20 protein-coding genes are annotated in these 18,761 nt (G+C 71.0%); 7 read left to right on the top strand and 13 right to left on the bottom strand.

The window, feature by feature from the left end; translation table 11 throughout:
* Positions 1-84 precede the first annotated feature (84 nt).
* The 4 genes from AB0D18_RS39990 to AB0D18_RS39975 all read right to left on the bottom strand — a co-directional run bounded on the left by AB0D18_RS39990 (position 85) and on the right by AB0D18_RS39975 (position 4,290).
* On the bottom strand, positions 85-1,293 hold the full coding sequence (locus AB0D18_RS39990) for a cytochrome P450 (protein WP_362430629.1): 1,209 nt from the start codon (positions 1,291-1,293) through the stop codon (positions 85-87).
* Between the two features lie 66 nt (positions 1,294-1,359).
* Positions 1,360-2,118: a hypothetical protein gene (locus tag AB0D18_RS39985; RefSeq protein ID WP_362430628.1), complete on the bottom strand. Its 759-nt coding sequence runs from the start codon at positions 2,116-2,118 to the stop codon at positions 1,360-1,362.
* An 86-nt stretch (positions 2,119-2,204) separates the two neighbouring features.
* On the bottom strand, positions 2,205-3,626 hold the full coding sequence (locus tag AB0D18_RS39980; protein WP_362430627.1) for a TIGR03086 family metal-binding protein: 1,422 nt from the start codon (positions 3,624-3,626) through the stop codon (positions 2,205-2,207).
* Positions 3,627-3,636: 10 nt separating this feature from the next.
* A complete protein-coding gene (locus tag AB0D18_RS39975; RefSeq protein WP_362430626.1) occupies positions 3,637-4,290 on the bottom strand; it encodes a TetR family transcriptional regulator in 654 nt (217 codons plus the stop codon).
* 140 nt (positions 4,291-4,430) lie between these two features.
* On the opposite strand from AB0D18_RS39975, the gene AB0D18_RS39970 reads away from it, so the two are divergent.
* On the top strand, positions 4,431-5,381 hold the full coding sequence (locus AB0D18_RS39970) for an alpha/beta fold hydrolase (RefSeq protein ID WP_362430625.1): 951 nt from the start codon (positions 4,431-4,433) through the stop codon (positions 5,379-5,381).
* A 201-nt stretch (positions 5,382-5,582) separates the two neighbouring features.
* On the opposite strand, the gene AB0D18_RS39965 is transcribed toward AB0D18_RS39970, so the two are convergent.
* On the bottom strand, positions 5,583-5,897 hold the full coding sequence (locus AB0D18_RS39965; protein ID WP_362430624.1) for a hypothetical protein: 315 nt from the start codon (positions 5,895-5,897) through the stop codon (positions 5,583-5,585).
* A gap of 444 nt (positions 5,898-6,341) precedes the next feature.
* A complete protein-coding gene (gene rpsR, locus AB0D18_RS39960) occupies positions 6,342-6,572 on the bottom strand; it encodes a 30S ribosomal protein S18 (RefSeq protein WP_362430623.1) in 231 nt (76 codons plus the stop codon).
* A gap of 105 nt (positions 6,573-6,677) precedes the next feature.
* On the opposite strand from rpsR, the gene AB0D18_RS39955 reads away from it, so the two are divergent.
* Positions 6,678-8,225: an APC family permease gene (locus tag AB0D18_RS39955; protein ID WP_362430622.1), complete on the top strand. Its 1,548-nt coding sequence runs from the start codon at positions 6,678-6,680 to the stop codon at positions 8,223-8,225.
* Positions 8,226-8,236: 11 nt separating this feature from the next.
* Entirely contained in the window at positions 8,237-9,871 is a 1,635-nt protein-coding gene (locus tag AB0D18_RS39950) for an NAD(P)/FAD-dependent oxidoreductase (protein ID WP_362430621.1), read from the top strand.
* 66 nt (positions 9,872-9,937) lie between these two features.
* Here the strand turns inward: AB0D18_RS39950 and AB0D18_RS39945 are convergent, their stop codons facing one another.
* Positions 9,938-11,521: a penicillin-binding transpeptidase domain-containing protein gene (locus tag AB0D18_RS39945; RefSeq protein WP_362430620.1), complete on the bottom strand. Its 1,584-nt coding sequence runs from the start codon at positions 11,519-11,521 to the stop codon at positions 9,938-9,940.
* A 171-nt stretch (positions 11,522-11,692) separates the two neighbouring features.
* The gene (locus tag AB0D18_RS39940; protein WP_362430619.1) at positions 11,693-12,589 is read right to left on the bottom strand and encodes a sigma-70 family RNA polymerase sigma factor; all 897 of its coding nucleotides are present in this window, start codon (positions 12,587-12,589) and stop codon (positions 11,693-11,695) included.
* A 94-nt stretch (positions 12,590-12,683) separates the two neighbouring features.
* Here AB0D18_RS39940 and AB0D18_RS39935 point away from each other — a divergent pair, with 94 nt between their 5' ends.
* A complete protein-coding gene (locus tag AB0D18_RS39935) occupies positions 12,684-13,133 on the top strand; it encodes a carboxymuconolactone decarboxylase family protein (RefSeq protein WP_362430618.1) in 450 nt (149 codons plus the stop codon).
* Positions 13,134-13,268: 135 nt separating this feature from the next.
* On the opposite strand, the gene AB0D18_RS39930 is transcribed toward AB0D18_RS39935, so the two are convergent.
* The 4 genes from AB0D18_RS39930 to AB0D18_RS39915 form a co-directional block, all read right to left on the bottom strand.
* On the bottom strand, positions 13,269-13,823 hold the full coding sequence (locus tag AB0D18_RS39930) for a DoxX family protein (RefSeq protein ID WP_362430617.1): 555 nt from the start codon (positions 13,821-13,823) through the stop codon (positions 13,269-13,271).
* 92 nt (positions 13,824-13,915) lie between these two features.
* Positions 13,916-14,257 carry a hypothetical protein gene (locus tag AB0D18_RS39925; protein WP_362430616.1) on the bottom strand — a complete coding sequence of 114 codons (342 nt, stop codon included), beginning with the start codon at positions 14,255-14,257 and terminating at the stop codon, positions 13,916-13,918.
* Between the two features lie 74 nt (positions 14,258-14,331).
* Entirely contained in the window at positions 14,332-14,883 is a 552-nt protein-coding gene (locus AB0D18_RS39920; RefSeq protein ID WP_362430615.1) for a MarR family transcriptional regulator, read from the bottom strand.
* 90 nt (positions 14,884-14,973) lie between these two features.
* Entirely contained in the window at positions 14,974-15,147 is a 174-nt protein-coding gene (locus AB0D18_RS39915) for a hypothetical protein (RefSeq protein WP_362430614.1), read from the bottom strand.
* Between the two features lie 256 nt (positions 15,148-15,403).
* On the opposite strand from AB0D18_RS39915, the gene AB0D18_RS39910 reads away from it, so the two are divergent.
* From AB0D18_RS39910 to AB0D18_RS39900, 3 genes are all read left to right on the top strand, one after another.
* Positions 15,404-17,311, top strand: a complete 1,908-nt coding sequence (locus AB0D18_RS39910; RefSeq protein WP_362430613.1) for an APC family permease — start codon at positions 15,404-15,406, stop codon at positions 17,309-17,311.
* A 306-nt stretch (positions 17,312-17,617) separates the two neighbouring features.
* On the top strand, positions 17,618-17,968 hold the full coding sequence (locus AB0D18_RS39905) for a hypothetical protein (RefSeq protein WP_362430612.1): 351 nt from the start codon (positions 17,618-17,620) through the stop codon (positions 17,966-17,968).
* 156 nt (positions 17,969-18,124) lie between these two features.
* The gene (locus tag AB0D18_RS39900; RefSeq protein ID WP_362430641.1) at positions 18,125-18,592 is read left to right on the top strand and encodes an SRPBCC family protein; all 468 of its coding nucleotides are present in this window, start codon (positions 18,125-18,127) and stop codon (positions 18,590-18,592) included.
* Between the two features lie 8 nt (positions 18,593-18,600).
* Here the strand turns inward: AB0D18_RS39900 and AB0D18_RS39895 are convergent.
* The coding region (locus tag AB0D18_RS39895; RefSeq protein WP_362430640.1) for a transposase at positions 18,601-18,761 on the bottom strand (161 nt) is incomplete at its 5' end.

The following is an 18,761-nucleotide window of genomic DNA, read 5'->3' as shown; positions in this document are numbered from 1 at the left end:
TCCCCCTCCTCGTGGGGGGTGTCGTGCGTGTGGGGGGGGGGGGGGGGCCCGGCCCCCGGCGCCGCCCCCCCCCCCCCCCCGCTCTCACACCTCGACGAGCAACTCCCGCAGCCCCCGCATGACGAAGTTCGGCCTCCGCTCCGGCTCCGCCGCCAGTCTCAGTCCGGGTGCCCGAGCCAGCAACGCCCGCATGGAGGAGGCCAGTTCGATACGGGCCAGGGGTGCGCCGATGCAGTAGTGGATGCCCGCGCTGAAGGAAATGTGGGGGTTGTCCGCCCTGGCCAGGTCCAGCTGCCCGGGCCGGGCGAAGACCGCCGGGTCGTGGTTGGCCGAGCCGAACAGCAGGGCGACTTCCGCACCCCGCCCGATCTTCACCCCGTCGACCTCGATGTCGTCGAGCACCCACCGTTCGAAGAGCTGCAGAGGGGTGTCGTACCGCATCAGCTCCTCCACCGCCGAGGGCACGAGCCCCACCGGGTCCGCCCGCAGCGCCGCCAGTTGCGCCGGATTGCGGAACAGCGCGTACCAGCCGTTCGTGGTGGCGTTCACGGTCGCCTCGTGGCCGGCGTTCAGCAGCAGCACGCAGGTGGAGATCACCTCCTGCTCGCTGAGACGCTCCCCGTCCTCGTGCGCGGCGATGAGCCCGGAGAGCAGGTCGTCGCCGGGATCCCTGCGCCGTACGGCGATCAACTCCCGCAGATACGAAGAGAATTCGACCGACGCCCGGACGGCCCGCTCGGCCACCTCCGGCGACGGGTTCAGCTCGTACATCCCGCAGATGTCCGCGGACCAGGGCCGCAGCGGCGCCCGCTCCGACTCCGGGATGCCCAGCATGTGTGCGATGACGGCCACCGGCAGCGGCTCGGCGACGGATCCGAGCAGGTCACCACCGCCCTCCGAGACGAGCCCCGCCACCAGGTCGTCAGCCAACTGCTCTACGTACGGGACGAGTCGGGAGACCGTACGAGGCGTGAAGGCCTTGGAGACCAGACGGCGGATCCGGGTGTGGTCCGGCGGCTCCAGGTCGAGCATGCCGTGGTCGTTGAGGACATGGAAGGGTTCGTTCCCGGGCGGCGGTGCGCTGCGGCCGAACTCCTCGTGCGAGAACCGGTGCTGGTACGAGCGCCCCAGCCGCCGGTCGCGCAGCAGTGCCGACACGTCGGCGTGGTGCGGCACCAGCCACTGCTGCGTCGGCTCGAACCAGTGCACCCGGCCGCGCTCGCGCAACGCGGCGTAGGCGGGAGCGGGATCGGCAAGGAACTCGGGCGACCACGGGTCGAAAACGGCATCCATGGACGGACGCTAGCCGCCCGTCCCCTGCTGTGACCAGCCTCTGCTTCCCCGGTGGGCGGGCGAGGTCTACGCCACGGACCTGGGCCCGCTCGCCGAGGGGGCGAGCCAGAGCGCCTGCGAGTAGGCACAGAGCTCGCCCGCGCGCGTGGCGATCGCACTGCCCGCCATGTGCTTGCGGCCCGAGTGTGAGATCGCCCAGCCGAAGGTCACGTGTTCCTCACCGAGTACGACCGGCCTGGCCACGGTGGTCGTGAGGTAGCCGGTCACCGTGTCGTGCGGCGCGTCGCCGAACAACCGGCAGGCCCAGCCGCCGGGACAGTCGAGAGCACCCCACAGATGCTCGGCGGCCAGTGTCGAACTCCCCGGACTCAGCGCCGGATCCGGCCTCCACGTGGCGGCCACCAGGGACTCCTCGGCCAGCAGGGAGAAGTTCTGCCGCAGCCCCCGACCGGGCTCCCGGTCCATGCCGCACCCGAAGCAGTCACGCGTGGAGAAGGGGGAATCCGCCAGGGGATGCTCCTTTTCGGCCCTGAGCACCTGGTCCCAGGACGGAACGCGCGGGGGCTCGGCGAGGGGCTCGTGCACCTGGGCCGTTACGAGGGCGCCGTCACCGTCGGCCATTTCGTACCCGCCCGTGGCGGAGGGACGCATCGTCACGGGGGAGCCAAGCGGGATCGGCCGCCGGAAGCTCACCTTGACCGACGCGTCCCGGGCGAAGTTCCGCGCGAGCAGCCCCGCCGCGTAACCACCGAACCCCACACCGGGAAGGCCGTACGCATGCATGGGAACGACCAACTGGGCGGGCTCGGCGGGGAGTTCCTGCATGGTGGCTCGCTCCTGGGGTGAGGGATCCGTACGGCTTGGCATGGTCAGGCCGGGGGAGAAAGACCACCACGCATGTCCGATCAACGTCAACTGCCCACGGATCCGGTCGGCTTGAGCCCGGCGGACGAGCCGTCCTCCCCCGAGACGGTACGGCCCAGACTGGCGGCCAGCCGGTCGAGGGGCGAGGCACCCTCGGGCACCGGCTGCGGCGGGCCGAAGGATCCGCCCGCGGTACGGGGGAGACTGCCGTAGATTTCCGCCACCACGGGAAGAGCGGCCTCGGCGAGAGGGCCGACGCCCTCGAAGGGGCGGCCGAGGGCCCGAGCCAGATCCCACCCGTGCAACAGCATTTCGATCGTCAGCTGCTCGACGAGCCGCCGCCCGGGAGCGGGCCCGTACCGCTGCTCGAGCATGCCGGGGCGGCCGAATGCCGACCGTGCGGTCCGGGAAGCGGCACGGAACGCTGCCACGTGATCGTCCCCGAGATGGTCGGCGGCGGAGTCGGAGCGCGGCGTGCCGTCGGCGAGGCCGGACCACAGCAGGTTCTCCCGGACGAGGTGGTCGAGGAGGGCGCGTACGTCCCATTCGGCACAGGGCGTCGGCAGGCCGAACTGGCCCGGTTCCACGGCCTCGACAAGGGTGTGCACGGCATTCAGGGCCACCTCGCAGGCGTGGAGAACACCTGACGGGCCCCGTCCGAGGGCAGGGGCTGGGTCGGAATCCACGTGGCGACGATGGTGGCGACCACGGAGTCGGCGGCCGGTGAGTCCGGGGCGATTCCCTGCTGCCTGGCGGCTGCCACCTGCTGGAGCCAGTGGTCCGTGACCCGTTCCGCGCCCCCCCGCCCCCGTGGCGCCGTCCGCGCTCTCGCCTGCGGGGTGTTCGGCTGCGTAGCGGGCCATCCGGCGCAGACCGGCGCGCAGGGCCGGGCCCCGGACGAGCTCGCCCAGTTCGAGCCAGGCGTCGACTTGCTCGTCCGTGGGATCGGCGGGGAGGTCCGGGGCGGCCGCCGGCAGACCGCGCCGGTAGGCGGGAACGTCCAGGCCACCCAGCGCCCCGGTGACGAAGTCGTGGATGACGGTACGGCGTTCGGCGGCGGACATGCGCGCCAGTTCGGTCATGGTGATGAGTCCTTCGGCGGTGGTGTCGCGGCGGGTGACGGAGCGCAGCACGGCCTGCTGCGTGCGCAAGGTGCGGATCTGCGCCTCCAGCGCGTCGACGTGGGTCGCGGCCACCTGTGCCAGGGAGCCCTCCCGCTCCAGTACGTCCCGGACGGCCGCCGGCCCAAGCCCCAGCCCCCGTAGCGTCTGCGCCAATTGCAGACGGGCCAGAGCGTCGGTGCCGTAGAGCCGGTAACCGGCAGGAGTCCGGTGCGCCGGGTGCACCACTCCGATGTCGGACCAGTGCCGGATCAGCTTCACCGTCAGCCCGGTCGTGCGGGCCACCTCTCCGATGCTCCAGAACGTGCTGTCGCCGACGTGCATGCGCTCCACCCTTGGGTCTCCCACGGTGGGAGAGTCAACTGCCCGCTGCGACGGTTCTGCGTCGGACAGGGTGCACGGTGTGGGCACCGGTGGTGAAGATCCGGTCCAGGTGGTGCTGCAGTACCGCGACCGCGGACTCCGGCTTCCGCTGGCCGACCAGGATGCTGGTGCCCATGGCCGCGGCCATGGCGAGCAGGCTGACGGCCTCCGTGCGTGCGTCGGCGCCGGGGTCGGCCAGTCCTGCTTCCTGGGCCTGTTCGAGCAGGCCGGTGAGGGCGTTTTCGGCGGCGTCGGGGCTGTCGATGAAGGGCTGGGCGGCCAGTGCCTCGTCGGTCACGGACAGCATCGCGTAGGAACTGTAGAGGAGGTGGAAGGTGCGGCTCTCCTCGTCGGTCGGGAGAGAAGCGAGCAGCAGTGCCTCGACGGTCGCCCGCGCACCCGGGTCGGGGCCGGCGGCGGCGAGGCGGTCGCTCACGCGGGCGGTGAAGCGGTCGGTGAGGTGCTGGAGTCCGTGGAAGAGCAGCTTCTCCTTGGTCTGGAAGTAGTACTGCACGAGGCGGAGCGACACTCCCGCCTCGGCCGCCACGTCGCGCATGCCGACGGCGTGCAGTCCGCGCCGTCCGGCGACCCGGATGAGAGCCTCGGCGATCTGGGTGCGCCGTTCCTCGTGGTCCACGCGCTTCGGCATGTGCTCAGTCTCCCGCCCGGTGGTGTGGGTGCGCTGTCCGGTCCGTGCCCCGGGCGCATCCGTACCTCGTCATGGTACAGCCGTATCAACATCGTGGTACGTTCGTACCACGAAGAATGGATCTTCCCGGAGGTTGCCCCGTGCCCGAGAGCCCGACCCGCACGCGCCGTGACATCGGCCGCTACGTCAGCGACACCCTGCGCGACCGCTACTTCGAGGCCTGCGACGCCGTCTTCGCGATGGGCGCACCGGTCCGCTCCGAGACGGACGTGGAGACCGGCTTCGGCACCACGCACGTCTACCGGTACGGACCCGACGACCCGGCCGCCGCGTCCCGCACCCCGGTCGTCCTGATCCACGGCGCCGGCGGCTGCTCCGCCCAGTGGTACCCCAACACCCCCGCGCTCAGCGCCGAGCGCCCCGTCTACGCGCTCGACACTCCCGGCGACGCCGGCCGCAGCGTCCACCGCGAACCGATGTGGCAGCCCGAGCGCGCGGCCCAGTGGATGGACGAGGTGCTCGACGGTCTCGGGCTCGACCGGGTCCACCTCGTCGGCTCCTCCTACGGGGGCTGGCTGGTCATCAACCAGGTCCATCGGCGGCCCGGCCGGATCGCCTCGGTCACCGCCCTCGACCCCGGCGGACTGGAGAAGGTGGGCCTCCGCTTCTTCGCCTGGGTCTTCGCCGGCCTCTTCGCCACCTCCGCACCCAAGGCGCTGCGCCCGCGCCTGGCCTCTTGGCTGGAGCAGCCCGTCCTCGCCGTCCCCGAACTGCGCACGATGATCCGGGCCGGCGTCAGGGCCTTCCGGATACGCCGCCCCGCCCCGCTGCCGCTGACGGACGCCGAACTGGGCGAGATCCGGACGCCGTTCTACCTGATCATGGGCAAGCGCAGCCTGCTCGTACACCCGCAACGGCAGCTCGAACGCGTACCGAGAGTGATTCCCGGCGCCCGCGCAGAGGTCATCGCCGCCACCGGGCACGGGCCGCAGATCGACCACCCCGACCTGGTCAACACCCGGATGCTCGGCTTCATGGACGACATCGACTCCCTCAACCCGGCGATGGACCGAGGCCCCGTCGGCGCGTGACTCCGAAGGCTGCCCATGCGGGCATGGGCGCGCATCCGTGCACATCGGAGCGCCCCCTCCCGCCTCTTCTTAGGTGGTGAACTCCAGCTGGTCTCAAGGAAGTTGATGGATGCCGTGGGCCACCTTCGCTCAGGGTGCGGTGGCTGCCGGCTTGCTCCTCGTACTGGCGGAGGAGACCACGGTCCGGGCACGACCCTTCCTTCAGGCACCTTCACCCGCGCGGCTTCGCAGGCGCGGGCGGCAGCGCCGGGCGGTGTCCCGGCGGGCTGTCTTGAGCCTGCGCACCGTGGTGTGGCAGCGGCGGCTCCACTCGGCGCGGGGGAGCCCGGCGCGCTGGCCGCCCCCGCAGATCAGGGCGTTGACGGGGGCGTGTGGGTCGGCGGCGATCCCCTTGGCCACCAGGACCCCGACCACCAGCGGGGTCAGGGCCACCGCGAGCGCCGAACCGGCGGTGGTCACGCGGCGCAGGTGCGGGCGGTTTGCGGCGGGTGCGGCGGCCGGGGTCGTTGAGGTCATGCCCGTATTCCAGCAGCAGAGGAGCGGCGGGGAATCGGGGCAGATACTCAGGCTGTTGGGCGTGAAGTACTCAGAGGGCAGGCGGCGCCGTGCCGGGCCTGCGGGGCCGATCGCGTGCGGCCGTGACCGCCGCCGTGGGCGCACTCGCCCGAGTGTGCGGAATCCACTGATGCCGGAACGGGCACCGGGCGTCCACGGCCAGGACCGTTCAGCCCCGGTACCTGGAGGGTGCTGGGCCGGGCTCTTCGGCCGGTCCCTCACACCGTGCGGCTGTCGCGGCTGCGCGAGGACCAGGCGTTGGCCGCCGCGCCTGTCCGTACGGTCGTATGCGTGGCGCGGACGGTTGACAGCCGCACTGGCCCGCGAAGTGCCCAAGGCAACCGTCACGAGTGTTCCGGCCGGCAGCGCGGGTGCGCCCTCTGCGCCGGAAGGGTCCTCGGGCAGCTACCGGCCCGCGTAGGGGAGCAGAGCCAATTCCCTGGCGTTCTTGATCGCGGCGGCGATCTGACGCTGCTGCTGGGCCGTGGCGCGGGTGAAGCGACGGCTGCGGATCTTGGCGCGGTCGGAGAGGGACTTCCGCCGGGTGGTGGGACCCGCGACAAGTCGACCGCGCGCAGGGACGCCTCGGCGGTTTGGGCGGAGAACGCGCGGCTTCGTCGGCTCGCGCCCCGACAACTCGTCGCCCCGGCAAGCGAATTGAGTGACCTCCTGTCGATTGTGGTGTGCGCCACACGGGGCCAGGCTGCGCCTCCTCACCGAAAGACTTGAAAGGTACGCGACATGTCCGAATCACCCCCGCGCGAAGTCCACCGGCTCAAGGCCAACTCCGTCGGTCTGGTCGGGGTCGTCTTCATGGCGGTCGCCACCGCCGCCCCGATCACCGCGATGACCGGAAACCTCCCCATCGCCGTCGGCTTCGGCAACGGCATCGGTGCACCCGCCGGCTATCTCTTCGCGACCGTCGTGCTGACCGTCTTCTCGGTCGGTTACGTCGCCATGGCCAAGCGGATCACCGCCGCCGGGGCCTTCTACGGCTACATCTCGCACGGTCTCGGCCGCATCGCCGGCATGGCGTCCGGCATGCTCGCCGTTCTCGCGTACGTCGTCTTCGAGGCCTCGATCGTCGGCATCTTCGCCTACTTCGCCAAGACGACCGTCGCCGACCAGCTCGGCTTCGATCTGCCCTGGATCGTGTACGCCGCCCTGATGCTGGCGGTCACCGGTGTTCTGGCGCACTTCGACATCAACCTCACCGCCAAGGCGCTCGGCGTGATGCTCGTCGGCGAGATCGCGGTGCTCTTCGCCGTCGCCACCGCCGTCCTGATCGCGGGCGGCGGCCCCGACGGCATTCCCACCGAGCCCCTCAACCCGGCCAACGCCTTTACCGGCACATCGGCCGGGCTCGGCCTCTTCTTCGCCTTCTGGTCGTGGGTCGGTTTCGAATCGACGGCGATGTACGGGGAGGAGTCCCGCAACCCCAAGCGCGTCATCCCGCGCGCCACGCTCATCTCCGTCGTCGGCGTCGGCATCTTCTACGTCTACGTCTCCTGGATGACGATCGCGGGCAACGGCCTCGACGGTGCGGTCAAGGCCTCGTCCTCGGCCAGCCCGCTGGACCTCTTCTTCCACCCCACCAACGAATTCATCGGCGCCTGGGCCGTCGACGCCTTCCAGTGGTTGCTGCTCACCGGCTCGTTCGCCTGCGGCATGGCCTTCCACCAGTGCGCCTCGCGCTACCTCTACGCGATCGGCCGCGAAGGCTTCCTGCACCCCGCCCTCGGCCGTACGCACCCCGCCCACGGCTCCCCGCACATCGCCTCCTACGTCCAGTCCGCCATCGCCGTGGTGCTGGTCGCGGCCTTCTGGCTCGCCGGCCAGGACCCGTACATCCACCTCTACACGCTGCTCGCGATCCTCGGCACGATGGCGATCCTGATCGTGCAGACGCTCTGCTCGTTCGCCGTCATCGGCTACTTCCGCAAGAACCACCCCGAGGACCGGCACTGGTTCCGCACCTTCACCGCCCCGCTGCTCGGCGGCATCGGGATGATCGCGGTGGTCGTGCTCCTCGTGCTGAACATGGAGACCGCGGCCGGTCTCGCCGCCGACTCCCTCTTCTTCAAGGCCATCCCCTGGATCGTCGGCCTGGTCTTCTTCGGCGGCCTCGGGCTGGGCTTCTACCTCAAGGCCAGGCAGCCGCAGCGTTACGAGATCATCGGCCGGATCGTCCTGGAGGACGCGGCCGAGCGCACCGACAGCGACACCGAGAACGACAACGAGAACGACAACGAGAACGACACCGATACCCCCTCCGCCGCCACCGTCTGAGGAGCGTCCCCATGTCCCGTTCTCCCGTGATGCAGGCCCTACGACAGCTCGCCGCCCGGCACGCCGCCGCCCGCGCACTCCGGATGCCGGCCGCCGACGTCCGCGGCGCCACCCGCCGCGAACTCCTGACCAGAGCAGGCGCACTCGGCCTCGGCGCCACTCTGGCCTCCAGCGCCACCCTGGCCTCCCAGGCCGCCCCGGCTTTCGCCGCTCCTGCCAGAACCTCCGCCGCACCCCGTATCGCGGTGGTCGGCGCGGGCATAGCCGGGCTCACCGCGGCCCTCACCCTCAAGGACGCCGGCCTGAACTGCACGCTCTACGAGGCCGATCGGAACCGCGTCGGCGGCCGGATGTGGACGCAGCGCGACCACTGGGGGACCGGGCAGACCTCCGAGATCGGCGGCGAGCTGATCGACACCAGCCACAAGAAAATGCTCGAACTCTGCCGCCGCTTCGGCCTGGCCACCGAGGACTTCCTCGGCGGAGGCCCCAACGGAGCCGAAGAGGTTCTGTGGTTCAACGGTGAGTACTACCCGCGCGACCGGGCCGACGAAGACTTCAAGGCCGTCTACCAGGCCCTGCACCGGGATCTCCAGGAGTCCGGCGAGGTGAAGTGGAACCAGACCACCCCGGCCGGCACCGCCCTCGACAACATGTCGATCCACGAGTGGATCGAATCCCGGGTCCCCGGCGGCCACGCCTCCCCGCTCGGCCGCTTCTTCGACGTCGCCTACAACGTCGAGTACGGCGCGGACACCACCGAACAGTCCGCCCTCGCCCTCGTCCTGCTCATGGGCTACCAGACCAATCCGGGCCACTTCAACATCTGGGGCCTGTCCAACGAGCGCTACCACATCACCGGCGGCAACGACCAACTCCCGCGCGCCATCGCCGAGTTCCTGCCCAGCGGCACACTCCAGCAGGGCAAACAGCTCACCGCGGTGAGAGCCAACAGCAACGGCACCCAGACCCTCACCTTCACCGACGCGGGCACTGTCACCACGGTCACCGCGGACCACACCATCCTCTGCGTCCCGCTCCCCGTCCTCCAGCGCCTGGACCTCACCAGGGCCGCCTTCGACCCCCGTATGACGAGCCTGGTGCGCGACGCCCGCATGGGCAACTGCACCAAGCTCAACATGCAGTTCAGCTCCCGCCCCTGGCGCGGTACCGGCGCCTGGCCGGGCGTCTCGGCGGGCGACTGCTTCACCGACAGCGATGTCCAGCAGACCTGGGACACCACCAAGATCCAGCCGGGCAGCGGCGGCATCCTCCTCCAGTACGGCAGCGGCCACCTGGCCAAGGAACTGACGCCAGCAGCACCCTTCTCCACCGAGTCGGACCCCTACGTACGCGACCTCGCCGCCCGCCGCACCCGTGAGATCGACGCCTTCTTCCCCGGTACGTCGAAGGCCTGGACGGGCCGGGCCCAGCTCTCCGCCTGGCACCGGAACCCGTACGCGCTGGGCGCCTACTCCTACTGGCCCGTCGGCTATCTGCACCGCTACGCCGGCTACGAGGGCACCCCCCAGGGCAACATCCACATCGGTGGCGAGCACACCAGCTACGACTTCCAGGGCTTCATGGAAGGCGGCGCGAGCGAGGGCGCCCGCGCGGCCCAGGAGGTGATCGGCAAACTCGCCTGAACCGGCGAACGAGGCCTGAACCGGCGGACGACGGGGCTCGGGAGCGCGGTCGGCGCCGGCCGGTGCTCACCGGCCGGCGCCGACCGCTCTGAGTACGGCTGCCACGAGCGGGCCCGCGGACTCGCCGCCCCGGCCGCCGCGCTGCATCACGGCGGCCGCGGCAAGGTCACCGTGCCAGGCCGCGAACCAGCCGTTCGGCTCTTCCTGCCCGATGACCTCCGCGGATCCGGTCTTCGCCCCGATGTCGCCACGCAGCCCCGCCATGGAGCCGGCCGCCGAACCGGACGTCGCCGTCGTGCGCAGCAGATCCCTCAACTGCCCGTGCGCGGCGGCATCGAGCGGCCGCCGCGCCGTGGCGAGCGTGCGGTGATCGAGAGCGGGCGCGACGAGGTACGGCTGCGTGAACTGTCCCGTCCGGGCGGTGGAAATCACCGACGCCATGGTCAGCGGGTTCATCCGCACCCGGCCCTGGCCGATCATCGAGGCCGCCTTCGACGCGGCGTGCTCCACGGGCACGGACCCGGTGAACGCGGGGACGCCGACCGACCACCGCTCGCCGATCCCGAAGACCTCCCTGGCCTGCCGGGACAGGTCCTCGTCCGCGACCCTGCCCGCCTGCGTGATGAAGGCGGTGTTGCACGACGCGGCAAAGCTGCTGCGGAACGTACCGCCGGGGATGAAGAAGTCGTCGACGTTGTGGAACTGCCAGCCACCGTACGAGGCGGTCTTCGGGCACGGATGAGGCTTGTCCGAAGAGGCCAGCCGCTTCTCCAGCAGCAGTGACCCCGTGATCATCTTCATCGTCGAGCCGGGTGCGAGGCGTCCCTCCAGGGCTGTGTTCGGGCCGCCCGTACGGGAGTTGGCGACCGCGAGGATCTCCCCGGTCGACGGCTTGAGCACCACGAGCGAGGCGTCGGCGCGCACGGCGACCTCCCGCTCGGCCACTTTTTGCACCCGCGCGTCGAGGGTGGTCCGCAGCCGTCCGGGCGCGCTCTCGGCGACGGACAGCAGCGCCGCGTCGCCCGGCGGCTGAGCGTCCGCGCTCGCCGCGGCCGGCGGCTCGACGCGCAGCTCGACAGCAGGCCTGCCGCCCGCCGCCTTCCCGAACGCCTGCCGCAGACCGTCCACGACCGGCCCGAGCGAGGGGAACGCCCGAGTGTCCAGGGCCCGCCCGTCCCGGTCCACCGCATTGACCGGCGCAGCCCCCGTCTCCTGAACCGACAGCCGCTGCCCCCGTCCCAGCCGGGGATGCAGCACCCGAGGCTCCCAGTGGACGACCGCCTTACCGTCACCAGGCCGCCGTACCACGGTGAGAGCGGTGTCGTACGTCAGGGGCGCGCGGGCCCCTTCGTACACGAAATCGGCCTTCACCGAGAACGGAACCCGCGCACCGGCCGGGGTGCCCGCGCGGAGGTCCTGCGCCGCGAGGTGGGCACGCTCCCGGTAGTCACGCAGCGCGGCGCCGGCAGTCTTGGCGTCGTCGGTCCGCTCCGCCGCTTCCGCGGTGTCGCCGCCGGCCCATGCTTCGAGGAACGCGTCGGCTGCGTCCCGGACCTCCGACGCCGTCGGCGGCCCTGTCCGCGGGGCCTGTTCGCCGCCGAATGCCGCCCAGGTGCCGAGCCCCGCACCGGCCAGAGCGAGCGAGGTCACGCTCGCGATCCAGAGGTACCGTCTCCTGCGGGTGTTGCGCCGCTCGCCGCCCACGGGGCCTCCGCCCTGCCGCTGGTTGATCCGGACACCTCACAGTAGGACCGTCGAACTCCGCCCTCCCTGTCGGAGTGAGCCGTTCAGGGGCCGACGGCGGCCTGCTCCGGCAGGCACTCACGCCGGATCCGGCAGGTCCATCAGCGCGAGCTTGGCCGGGTCGATCACCACGGTGATGTCGGTGATCCGGCCGTCTGTGACGGTGAACGCGAGGACCGAGAGCGGGGTGCCGTCCCCGTGCCAGGCAATGATCCCCGGGAGGCCGTTGACGAGCACCGCCCGCCCCTGTGCGGCCGCCCCGGCGGACAGGTGCGCACCGGCCGCGACCTTGGTGGCACCGAGGGCGACGACCACGCCGGACGGGGTGTCGACGGTCAGTTTCACCTCGGGGTCGAGCACCCGCAGCAACTCCTCGAAGTCACCGCGGCGAGCCGCCGCCAGGAAGGCCTGGACCACCTCGCGCTGCTCCCGTCCGACGGCGGTCGGCCGTTCGGCCGTCCGCACCTTCCGGCGGGCGCGGCTGGCGAGCATCTTCGTGGCGGCGGTGGACTTGCCGAGGATCTGACCGATCTCGTCGAACGGCACCGCGAACAGGTCGTGCAGTACGAACGCCAGCCGCTCGCTCGGCCCGAGCGATTCCAGTACGACGAGCAGCGCGAGCCCGACCGAGTCGGCGAGCACCGCGTCGTCCTCGGGAGCGGAACTGTCGTCGAGCGTCACCACGAGCTCGGACAGGCGGTCGTCGTAGGACGCCTCGGGGCGGGCCCGGCGCGCGCGCAGGACATCGAGGCTGATCCGGCCGGCCACCGTGGTCAGCCAGCCGGCGAGGTGGTGAATGGTCGCCGCGTCCTGGCGGGACAGGCGCAGCCAGGCCTCCTGGACCACGTCCTCGGCGTCGGCGTGCGATCCGAGCATGCGGTGGGCGACCGCGTGCAGCCGGCCGCGCTGGGCCTCGAACGCCTCGGCCACCGGGTCCGCCGGGTCGGTCTCAGCCGTCGGGCTGGTGTCGGACATGTTGTTACCTTCCTCGGTTCTGCTCCGTCAGGGGTGATGACGGGCCCGGAGGGGCTCAGGTAACAGATGGACCACCGATGAAGGAGCAGGACCGATGGAAGCACGCATGACGAGCCAGGCGAACCCCGACGTGATCACAGCAATTCAGCACCTCTACAAGGCGGTTCACGCCGGGGGAGTGGACAAGCACCTGCTGGCCCTGGTCCACCTGCGCGCCAGCCAGATCAACGGATGCAGTCCCTGCATCTTCGCCGGGATCCAGGCGGCGCAGAAGGCCGGCGAGACGCAGGAGCGGCTGCACCACGTGGTCGCGTGGCGCGAGACGCCCTTCTACACGGAGGAGGAGCGGGCGGCTCTCGCCCTGACCGAGGCCGCCACCCGGATCCAGGACGGCGCACCGGGCGTGACCGACGAGATCTGGGACGCTGCCGCCGACCACTTCACCGAGGAGCAGCTGGGCGCGATCACCCTGGAGATCTCGCTGACCAACTTCTTCAACCGGCTCAACCGCACGGTCCGTGAGCAGGCCGGCAAGACCTGGTGAGCCGGGGCGGGGCGCCGCCCCCCCCCGCAGTCCGAGGCATTCCTCACGCCGGGGCCGAACGGCGTGCTCTCGGTGGACCGCCAGGGTTCTCCTTGCTCCGGCCGGAGCAAGGAGAACCCTGGGCCGGCCGGGGCGTCAGCCGCGAAGGGTGAGCAGGACGATCCCGGCCGAAGCGGCGCCGAGTGCCACGGCGGCGGCGCCGTGGGAGAGCCGGTGCGTGCGCAGTACGGGCAGGAGCCGGTCGACGGCGAACCTGCCGGGCCCGGCCAGGGCCAGGCTCGCGCCTGCGACCAGCAGCATCAGGTCGTACTCGATGCCGGTGGGGTTGAAGAATCCGCTGCCCCACTTCACGGCGACGGCATTGAGCATGATGCCCACGATGCCCGCCCCGGCGAGCGGGGTGAGCAGGCCGATGACGAGGCCCAGGCCGGCCAGCGTCTCGGTGAGCCCGGCGACCACCGCCATGGTCTCGGGGGCCGCGTAGCCGCTGCCCCCGAAGAACGCCGCGGTGCCGTCGAGGCCGCCCCCGCCGAACCAGCCGAAGAGCTTCTGGGTTCCGTGGGCGGCCATCGTCAGGCCGACCGCCCAGCGCAGCACCAGGAGCCCGAGGTCACTGCCGGACTGCGAAGGGGCGGGAGGGGAAGCGGCTTCGTTCCGTGGTGCGGTGTGCGTGCTGGTGGAAAGGGACATGGGTGTCTCTCCTCTGGAGGAAGGCGCAGCAAGGTGATGCCGACCGGTCCTGTTCTGTGCGTGCCGGCCGGGTGCGGGTGGAGAGATCCCGTCTACGTTCTGCTGATCTGGATTCTGTGGAGGTCGACCGACGTCGTGTCCGGGGGTGAAGGACCGGGCACTGCCGGGGCGTCGTGCTGTGGACCGGGCAGTACGGACGTCGCCCTGGGGATGTGCGCCCCCGGCTGCTCGGGGCGCGGCGCCACCGCACCGCGCGGCACCCCCGGCTGCCCCTCGTGGCAGCCACGGCGTTCGTCGAGGGAGTCCGCCTGAGGGAGGGAGACGACGGCCGCCGCGCTGTGGGTGCGAGGGGGTTTCGCAGCGGCGGAAGCCGACGGCCCTTCGGCACCGAAGAGCGGAAAGAGGAAGAGGAGGACGAGGGCAAGCAGGAGCATGCGTACGGTGCCGTCCTGCGGCCGTGGCAGGCCCCTGAAGCGTGAACGTCCGCGCACGAGCGGGTGGTTGACCGTCACTCCGCGTCCCGATCGGGAGGCGGCCAGAGCCCGTCGGGGCCCAGCCGGTCGAGGATGCGATGGCCGAGGTCGCGCAGCTGCCGCAGATCGGCGGGGCTCAGTGCGTCGATGACCAGGGTGCGTACGGCGTCGACATGCCCGGGTGCGGCGGAGGCGACCTTGGCGTGGCCGTCGTCGGTGAGGACGGCGTTGGTGTAACGCCCGTCGTCCGGGCAGGGTTCGCGGCGTATCCAGCCGCGCCGTTCCAGCCGTGTGACCAGGTGCGAAAGCCTGGAAAGCGATCCGCCGGCCAGCTCGGCGAGCGCACTCATCCGCAGGGTGCGGTCCGCTCTGCCGGAGAGCTGTGCGAGCACGGTGTACTCGAAGTGACTGATCCCGGAGTCGGTCTGCAACTGCTTGTCCAGCGCGGCCGGGAGCCTCGACATCAGGACGGCCAGCGGCAGCCAGGCTTCCTGCTCCGGGCCGCTCAGCCACCGCGGCTCGGCGGCGACGGGCTCGGCGGCGACGGGCTCGGGCCGGGCCAGTGGAGGCGGGTCGCTCTGGCTCATGTCGGGCAGCGTACCTGACTTGAATGTTCAAGTACATCTCGGCCGGAGGCCCTGCGGACATCGTCAAAGCCCCCGGCAGGGGCGGGCCTCTTACGGGGAGAAGGTGAACTCAAGCAGGAAGGCCGCGATCAGCGCCCAGACGCCGACGCCCACCAGCCAGAACCAGCCGGTGAGGAAGCCCGTGGCGATCAGTGCTGCCGCAAGGGCGAGCAGAGCGGCGATGATGCCCTTCAGATGGAGCGCCGGATGGCGGAACACCCTCATCCCGTGGGTTCGCTCTGCTGCGGGGGAGAGTCGGTGACCCACGGGGCGTACGGGCCGGGCAGAGGTGTCCGCTGGGTGGCTGGCATGAGCGCACCCTAGCGAGGCTCGTGCCCGGACGGACCCGAGTCGTGCGGGGCGGGGTGTCAAGGATGCGTGAAAACGGAAGAGCCGGTCGGCAAGAAGGCGCTAGGGGTGTCGGGCGGGTGCCGCAACCACGCCGATGCTGGGCGGACTTGCACCGAAGGAGCAGCTCACCATGTCCGCGACCCCCACGCCGGCCCCCACACCCACCACTCTCATGCGTACCGCAGACCGGCTGTCCCCGGTCAGTGCCGAGGAGCCCCCCGACGCAGCCGCGGCGAGGTGCGCGGAGGCCGACCCGGACGCACGCCACAGGCTGACCGCAGTGACCGGCCTCGCCGCCCTCTCTCTCGACGCGATGGCGTCGGTGGCGTACGGGCCCGAGGCGATCGTTCTGGTGCTGGCCGCCGCCGGTGGGTACGGGCTCGGGTTTACGCTGCCTGTCACCCTCGGAATCGCCGCACTGCTGGCCGTGCTCGTCGCCTCGTACCGGCAGGTCATCGCCGCCTTCCCCGACGGCGGCGGGAGTTACGCGGTCGCCAGGACGTACCTGGGAGCGCGGACCAGCCTGGTCGCCGCCGCCTCCCTCGTCCTGGACTACGTACTGAACGTGGCCGTCGCCGTGACCGCGGGCGTCGCCGCCCTCACCTCCGCATTCCCCTCCCTCTACGACGACCGGGTGTGGCTCTGCCTGGCGGTCCTCGTCCTCGTCACGGCCGTGAACCTGCGCGGAATCGTCGACTCCGCCCGCGCGTTCATCGTCCCGACCGCGCTCTTCGTCGGCGCGATCCTCACCATGATCGTCATCGGGCTGTTCCGCGACGCCCCGGCCTCCACCGAGGCCGCCGCCGGCCACCCCTCCGTACTCACGGACAACGCCACCACCGTCGGCGCCCTCCTGCTCCTCAAGGCCTTCGCGTCCGGCTGCTCGGCGCTCACCGGCGTCGAGGCCATCGCCAACGCCGTCCCGTCCTTCCGCGCCCCGGCCGCCCGCCGCGCCCAGCACGCGGAGGTCGCCCTCGGCACGCTGCTCGGCGTGATGCTGATCGGGCTGTCCGTCCTCATCTCCCGCTTCGGGCTCCAGCCGGTCGAAGGCGTCACCGTCCTCGCTCAGCTCGCCGACGCCTCGCTCGGCCACAACTGGGCCTTCTACCTCGTCCAGTTCGCCACCGTGGCCCTGCTCGCGCTCTCCGCCAACACGTCCTTCGGCGGGCTCCCCGTACTCCTCAAACTCCTCGCCCGCGACAACTACCTCCCGCACGTCTTCGGCCTCAAGGCCGACCGCCAGGTCCACCGGCACGGTGTCCTCGCCCTCGCCGCTGTCTCCGCCGCACTCCTCCTCTTCTCCGGCGGCGACACCAACACCCTCGTCCCGCTCTTCGCGATCGGCGTCTTCATCGGCTTCACGATCGCCCAGGTCGGCATGGTCCTGCACTGGCGGAAGACGCGCGGCCCGCGCTGGACGGGCAAAGCCGCCCTCAACGGTTTCGGCGCGCTGCTCACGGGTGCGAGCGCGGTCGTCGTCACGGCGACGAAGTTCCACGACGGCGCCTGGCTGATCGTCGTCGCACTGCCGCTGCTGATGGTGCTGTTCGAGCAGGTGCACCGCGCGTACGGGAGGATCGGCGCCCGCCTCGAAGTGGGCCGCATCCCCCAAGTCCCCTCCCGTGCGCGCTCGTTGGTCCTCGTGCCGGTCTCGTCCCTGACCCGGCTCACCGGGGAGGCACTCGGTGCGGCGGTCTCGCTCGGCGACGAGGTGCACGCGGTGACCGTCTGCCACCCGGACTCCGAGGACCGTGCCCACACCGAAGCACTGGAACGCGACTGGGCCCTGTGGAACCCGGGCGTCCCTCTGATCAGGGTCACTTCCGAACGACGCACCCTCGGCCGGCCCATCGCCATGTACGCGAACAAACTCGCCCGCGCCGAACCCGGCACCCGCGTCACCGTCCTCATTCCCGAGGCCGAACCCGCCCACCTCTGGCAGCGCCTCCTGCAGAACCAGCGCGGCGCGGTCGTCGCCCACGCCGTCCGCCGGGACACCGACGCGGTCATCTGCCGACTCCGATTCCGCCTGAACTGAACCCGGCCCCCGCGCCCCGACCCAACCGACGTGCACCTCGGAGCCGCCCATGTGCCGCCAAAGTGAAGTGCGAGTCGTGCCGGGCAGGCCGTAACGTCCTCGGGCGAGCAGCTTCCACACACACCGCAGACGGGTCTACGACGAGGGCTTGCCTGTGCGCGTCCGGCACACAAACCTGCGGTCCTGCCTCGTCCACTTCGCGCCCTACGGCTTCCGAGCCACGTATCACCACCTGTGCCTCAGTGCGGGGATTCCCAAGAATCTGGAGAAGGATCCGAATTCTCTCCCGCGCGCCGTGAGCAGTTCATGGCCGCGGCGGCAACCGGAGACCTGGAAGGGCTGCTCTCGCTGCTCGCACCGGACATCACCTGGGTCGCGGACGGTGACGGCAGGACCGCCGCGGCACGCCGGCCGGTGGTGGGGGCGGAGAAGGTGGCCGCGATCCTCCAGGGCATCTTCCGCACGGGAAGGCTCGCGGACCTGCGGATCAAGAGGGTCACCTGCAACAGCGCGCCCGCGATGGTGGTCCACAGCGGCGACCGTCCGGAAGGCGTCTTCCTGGTCGAGATCATCGAGGGGAGGATCACCGGCATCTACGCCGTCCGCAAACCGGACAAGCTCGTGGCGGTGGCGATTGAACGTCGAACAAGCCGGTAAGGAGAGCGGAAGGTCCGCTTCGCCGAGCCGGAGACCTGGCCCGATTCGCCGAGCCAGACCCGGCCCGAGCCCGAGCCGTCCGCCGCCACGCGGCATCGACAGGTGGCTGAGGACTTCGGTGATGATCGGGTCGAGGGCTCGTGCGAGCATCCCGGCATGAAGCAATTCGAGACCGTCACGCACATCGCCGCGTCTCCGGCGACCGTCTTCGATCTGTCGTTGGACGTGGATCTCCATGCCGCTTCCATGGCCGGCTCAGGGGAGCGGATCGTCGGCGGTGTCAGCACCGGACGCATGACACTCGGTGACTCCGTGACCTGGGAGGCCCGGCACTTCGGTGTGCGCTGGCGGATGACCTCACGCATCAGTGCGTACGAGCAGCCCGCGAGCTTCGTGGACGAGCAGGTGGCAGGGCCCTTCAAGAGGTGGCACCACACGCACCGCTTTGCGCCGGACGGACGAGGCGGCACGGTGATGCGTGACGTGATCGAATTTGCGGCGCCGTTCGGCTTGCTGGGAGCGGGCGTGGAGAGGGTGGCGCTCGACCGGTACATGCGGAAACTCATCGAGGCGCGCAATGTGCACGTGAAGCAGTGCGCAGAGGCATTGGCCCAGGCTTCTTAGAAGTCATCTCATTTGGCGACTCGGCGGTAGCAGATGAGGGTGCAGGCGATGCTGGCGAAGGCGAGGAAATGGGCGGCCTTGCGTTCGTAGCGGCGGTGGAGTCGGCGGCAGCCGGCGAGCCAGGCCATGGTGCGTTCGATGGTCCAGCGGTGTCGTCCGAGCCGCTTCC

This window comes from Streptomyces sp. NPDC048442 (assembly GCF_040651475.1).
Lineage (GTDB): Bacteria > Actinomycetota > Actinomycetes > Streptomycetales > Streptomycetaceae > Streptomyces.
Note: the sequence above shows the minus strand (reverse complement) of the source record. Positions and strands in the feature narration are given on the sequence as shown.

Excerpts from the sequence above, each read along its gene's own strand:
- AB0D18_RS39940 (WP_362430619.1), bottom strand. The coding sequence starts at position 12,589 with ATGTCCGACACCAGCCCGACGGCTGAGACCGACCCGGCGGACCCGGTG.
- AB0D18_RS39935 (WP_362430618.1), top strand. The coding sequence starts at position 12,684 with ATGGAAGCACGCATGACGAGCCAGGCGAACCCCGACGTGATCACAGCA.
- AB0D18_RS39930 (WP_362430617.1), bottom strand. The coding sequence starts at position 13,823 with ATGTCCCTTTCCACCAGCACGCACACCGCACCACGGAACGAAGCCGCT.
- AB0D18_RS39915 (WP_362430614.1), bottom strand. The coding sequence starts at position 15,147 with ATGAGGGTGTTCCGCCATCCGGCGCTCCATCTGAAGGGCATCATCGCC.
- AB0D18_RS39985 (WP_362430628.1), bottom strand. The coding sequence starts at position 2,118 with ATGCAGGAACTCCCCGCCGAGCCCGCCCAGTTGGTCGTTCCCATGCAT.
- AB0D18_RS39975 (WP_362430626.1), bottom strand. The coding sequence starts at position 4,290 with ATGCCGAAGCGCGTGGACCACGAGGAACGGCGCACCCAGATCGCCGAG.
- AB0D18_RS39910 (WP_362430613.1), top strand. The coding sequence starts at position 15,404 with ATGTCCGCGACCCCCACGCCGGCCCCCACACCCACCACTCTCATGCGT.
- AB0D18_RS39905 (WP_362430612.1), top strand. The coding sequence starts at position 17,618 with ATGGCCGCGGCGGCAACCGGAGACCTGGAAGGGCTGCTCTCGCTGCTC.
- AB0D18_RS39920 (WP_362430615.1), bottom strand. The coding sequence starts at position 14,883 with ATGAGCCAGAGCGACCCGCCTCCACTGGCCCGGCCCGAGCCCGTCGCC.
- AB0D18_RS39900 (WP_362430641.1), top strand. The coding sequence starts at position 18,125 with ATGAAGCAATTCGAGACCGTCACGCACATCGCCGCGTCTCCGGCGACC.
- AB0D18_RS39950 (WP_362430621.1), top strand. The coding sequence starts at position 8,237 with ATGTCCCGTTCTCCCGTGATGCAGGCCCTACGACAGCTCGCCGCCCGG.
- AB0D18_RS39990 (WP_362430629.1), bottom strand. The coding sequence starts at position 1,293 with ATGGATGCCGTTTTCGACCCGTGGTCGCCCGAGTTCCTTGCCGATCCC.
- AB0D18_RS39955 (WP_362430622.1), top strand. The coding sequence starts at position 6,678 with ATGTCCGAATCACCCCCGCGCGAAGTCCACCGGCTCAAGGCCAACTCC.
- AB0D18_RS39965 (WP_362430624.1), bottom strand. The coding sequence starts at position 5,897 with ATGACCTCAACGACCCCGGCCGCCGCACCCGCCGCAAACCGCCCGCAC.
- AB0D18_RS39925 (WP_362430616.1), bottom strand. The coding sequence starts at position 14,257 with ATGCTCCTGCTTGCCCTCGTCCTCCTCTTCCTCTTTCCGCTCTTCGGT.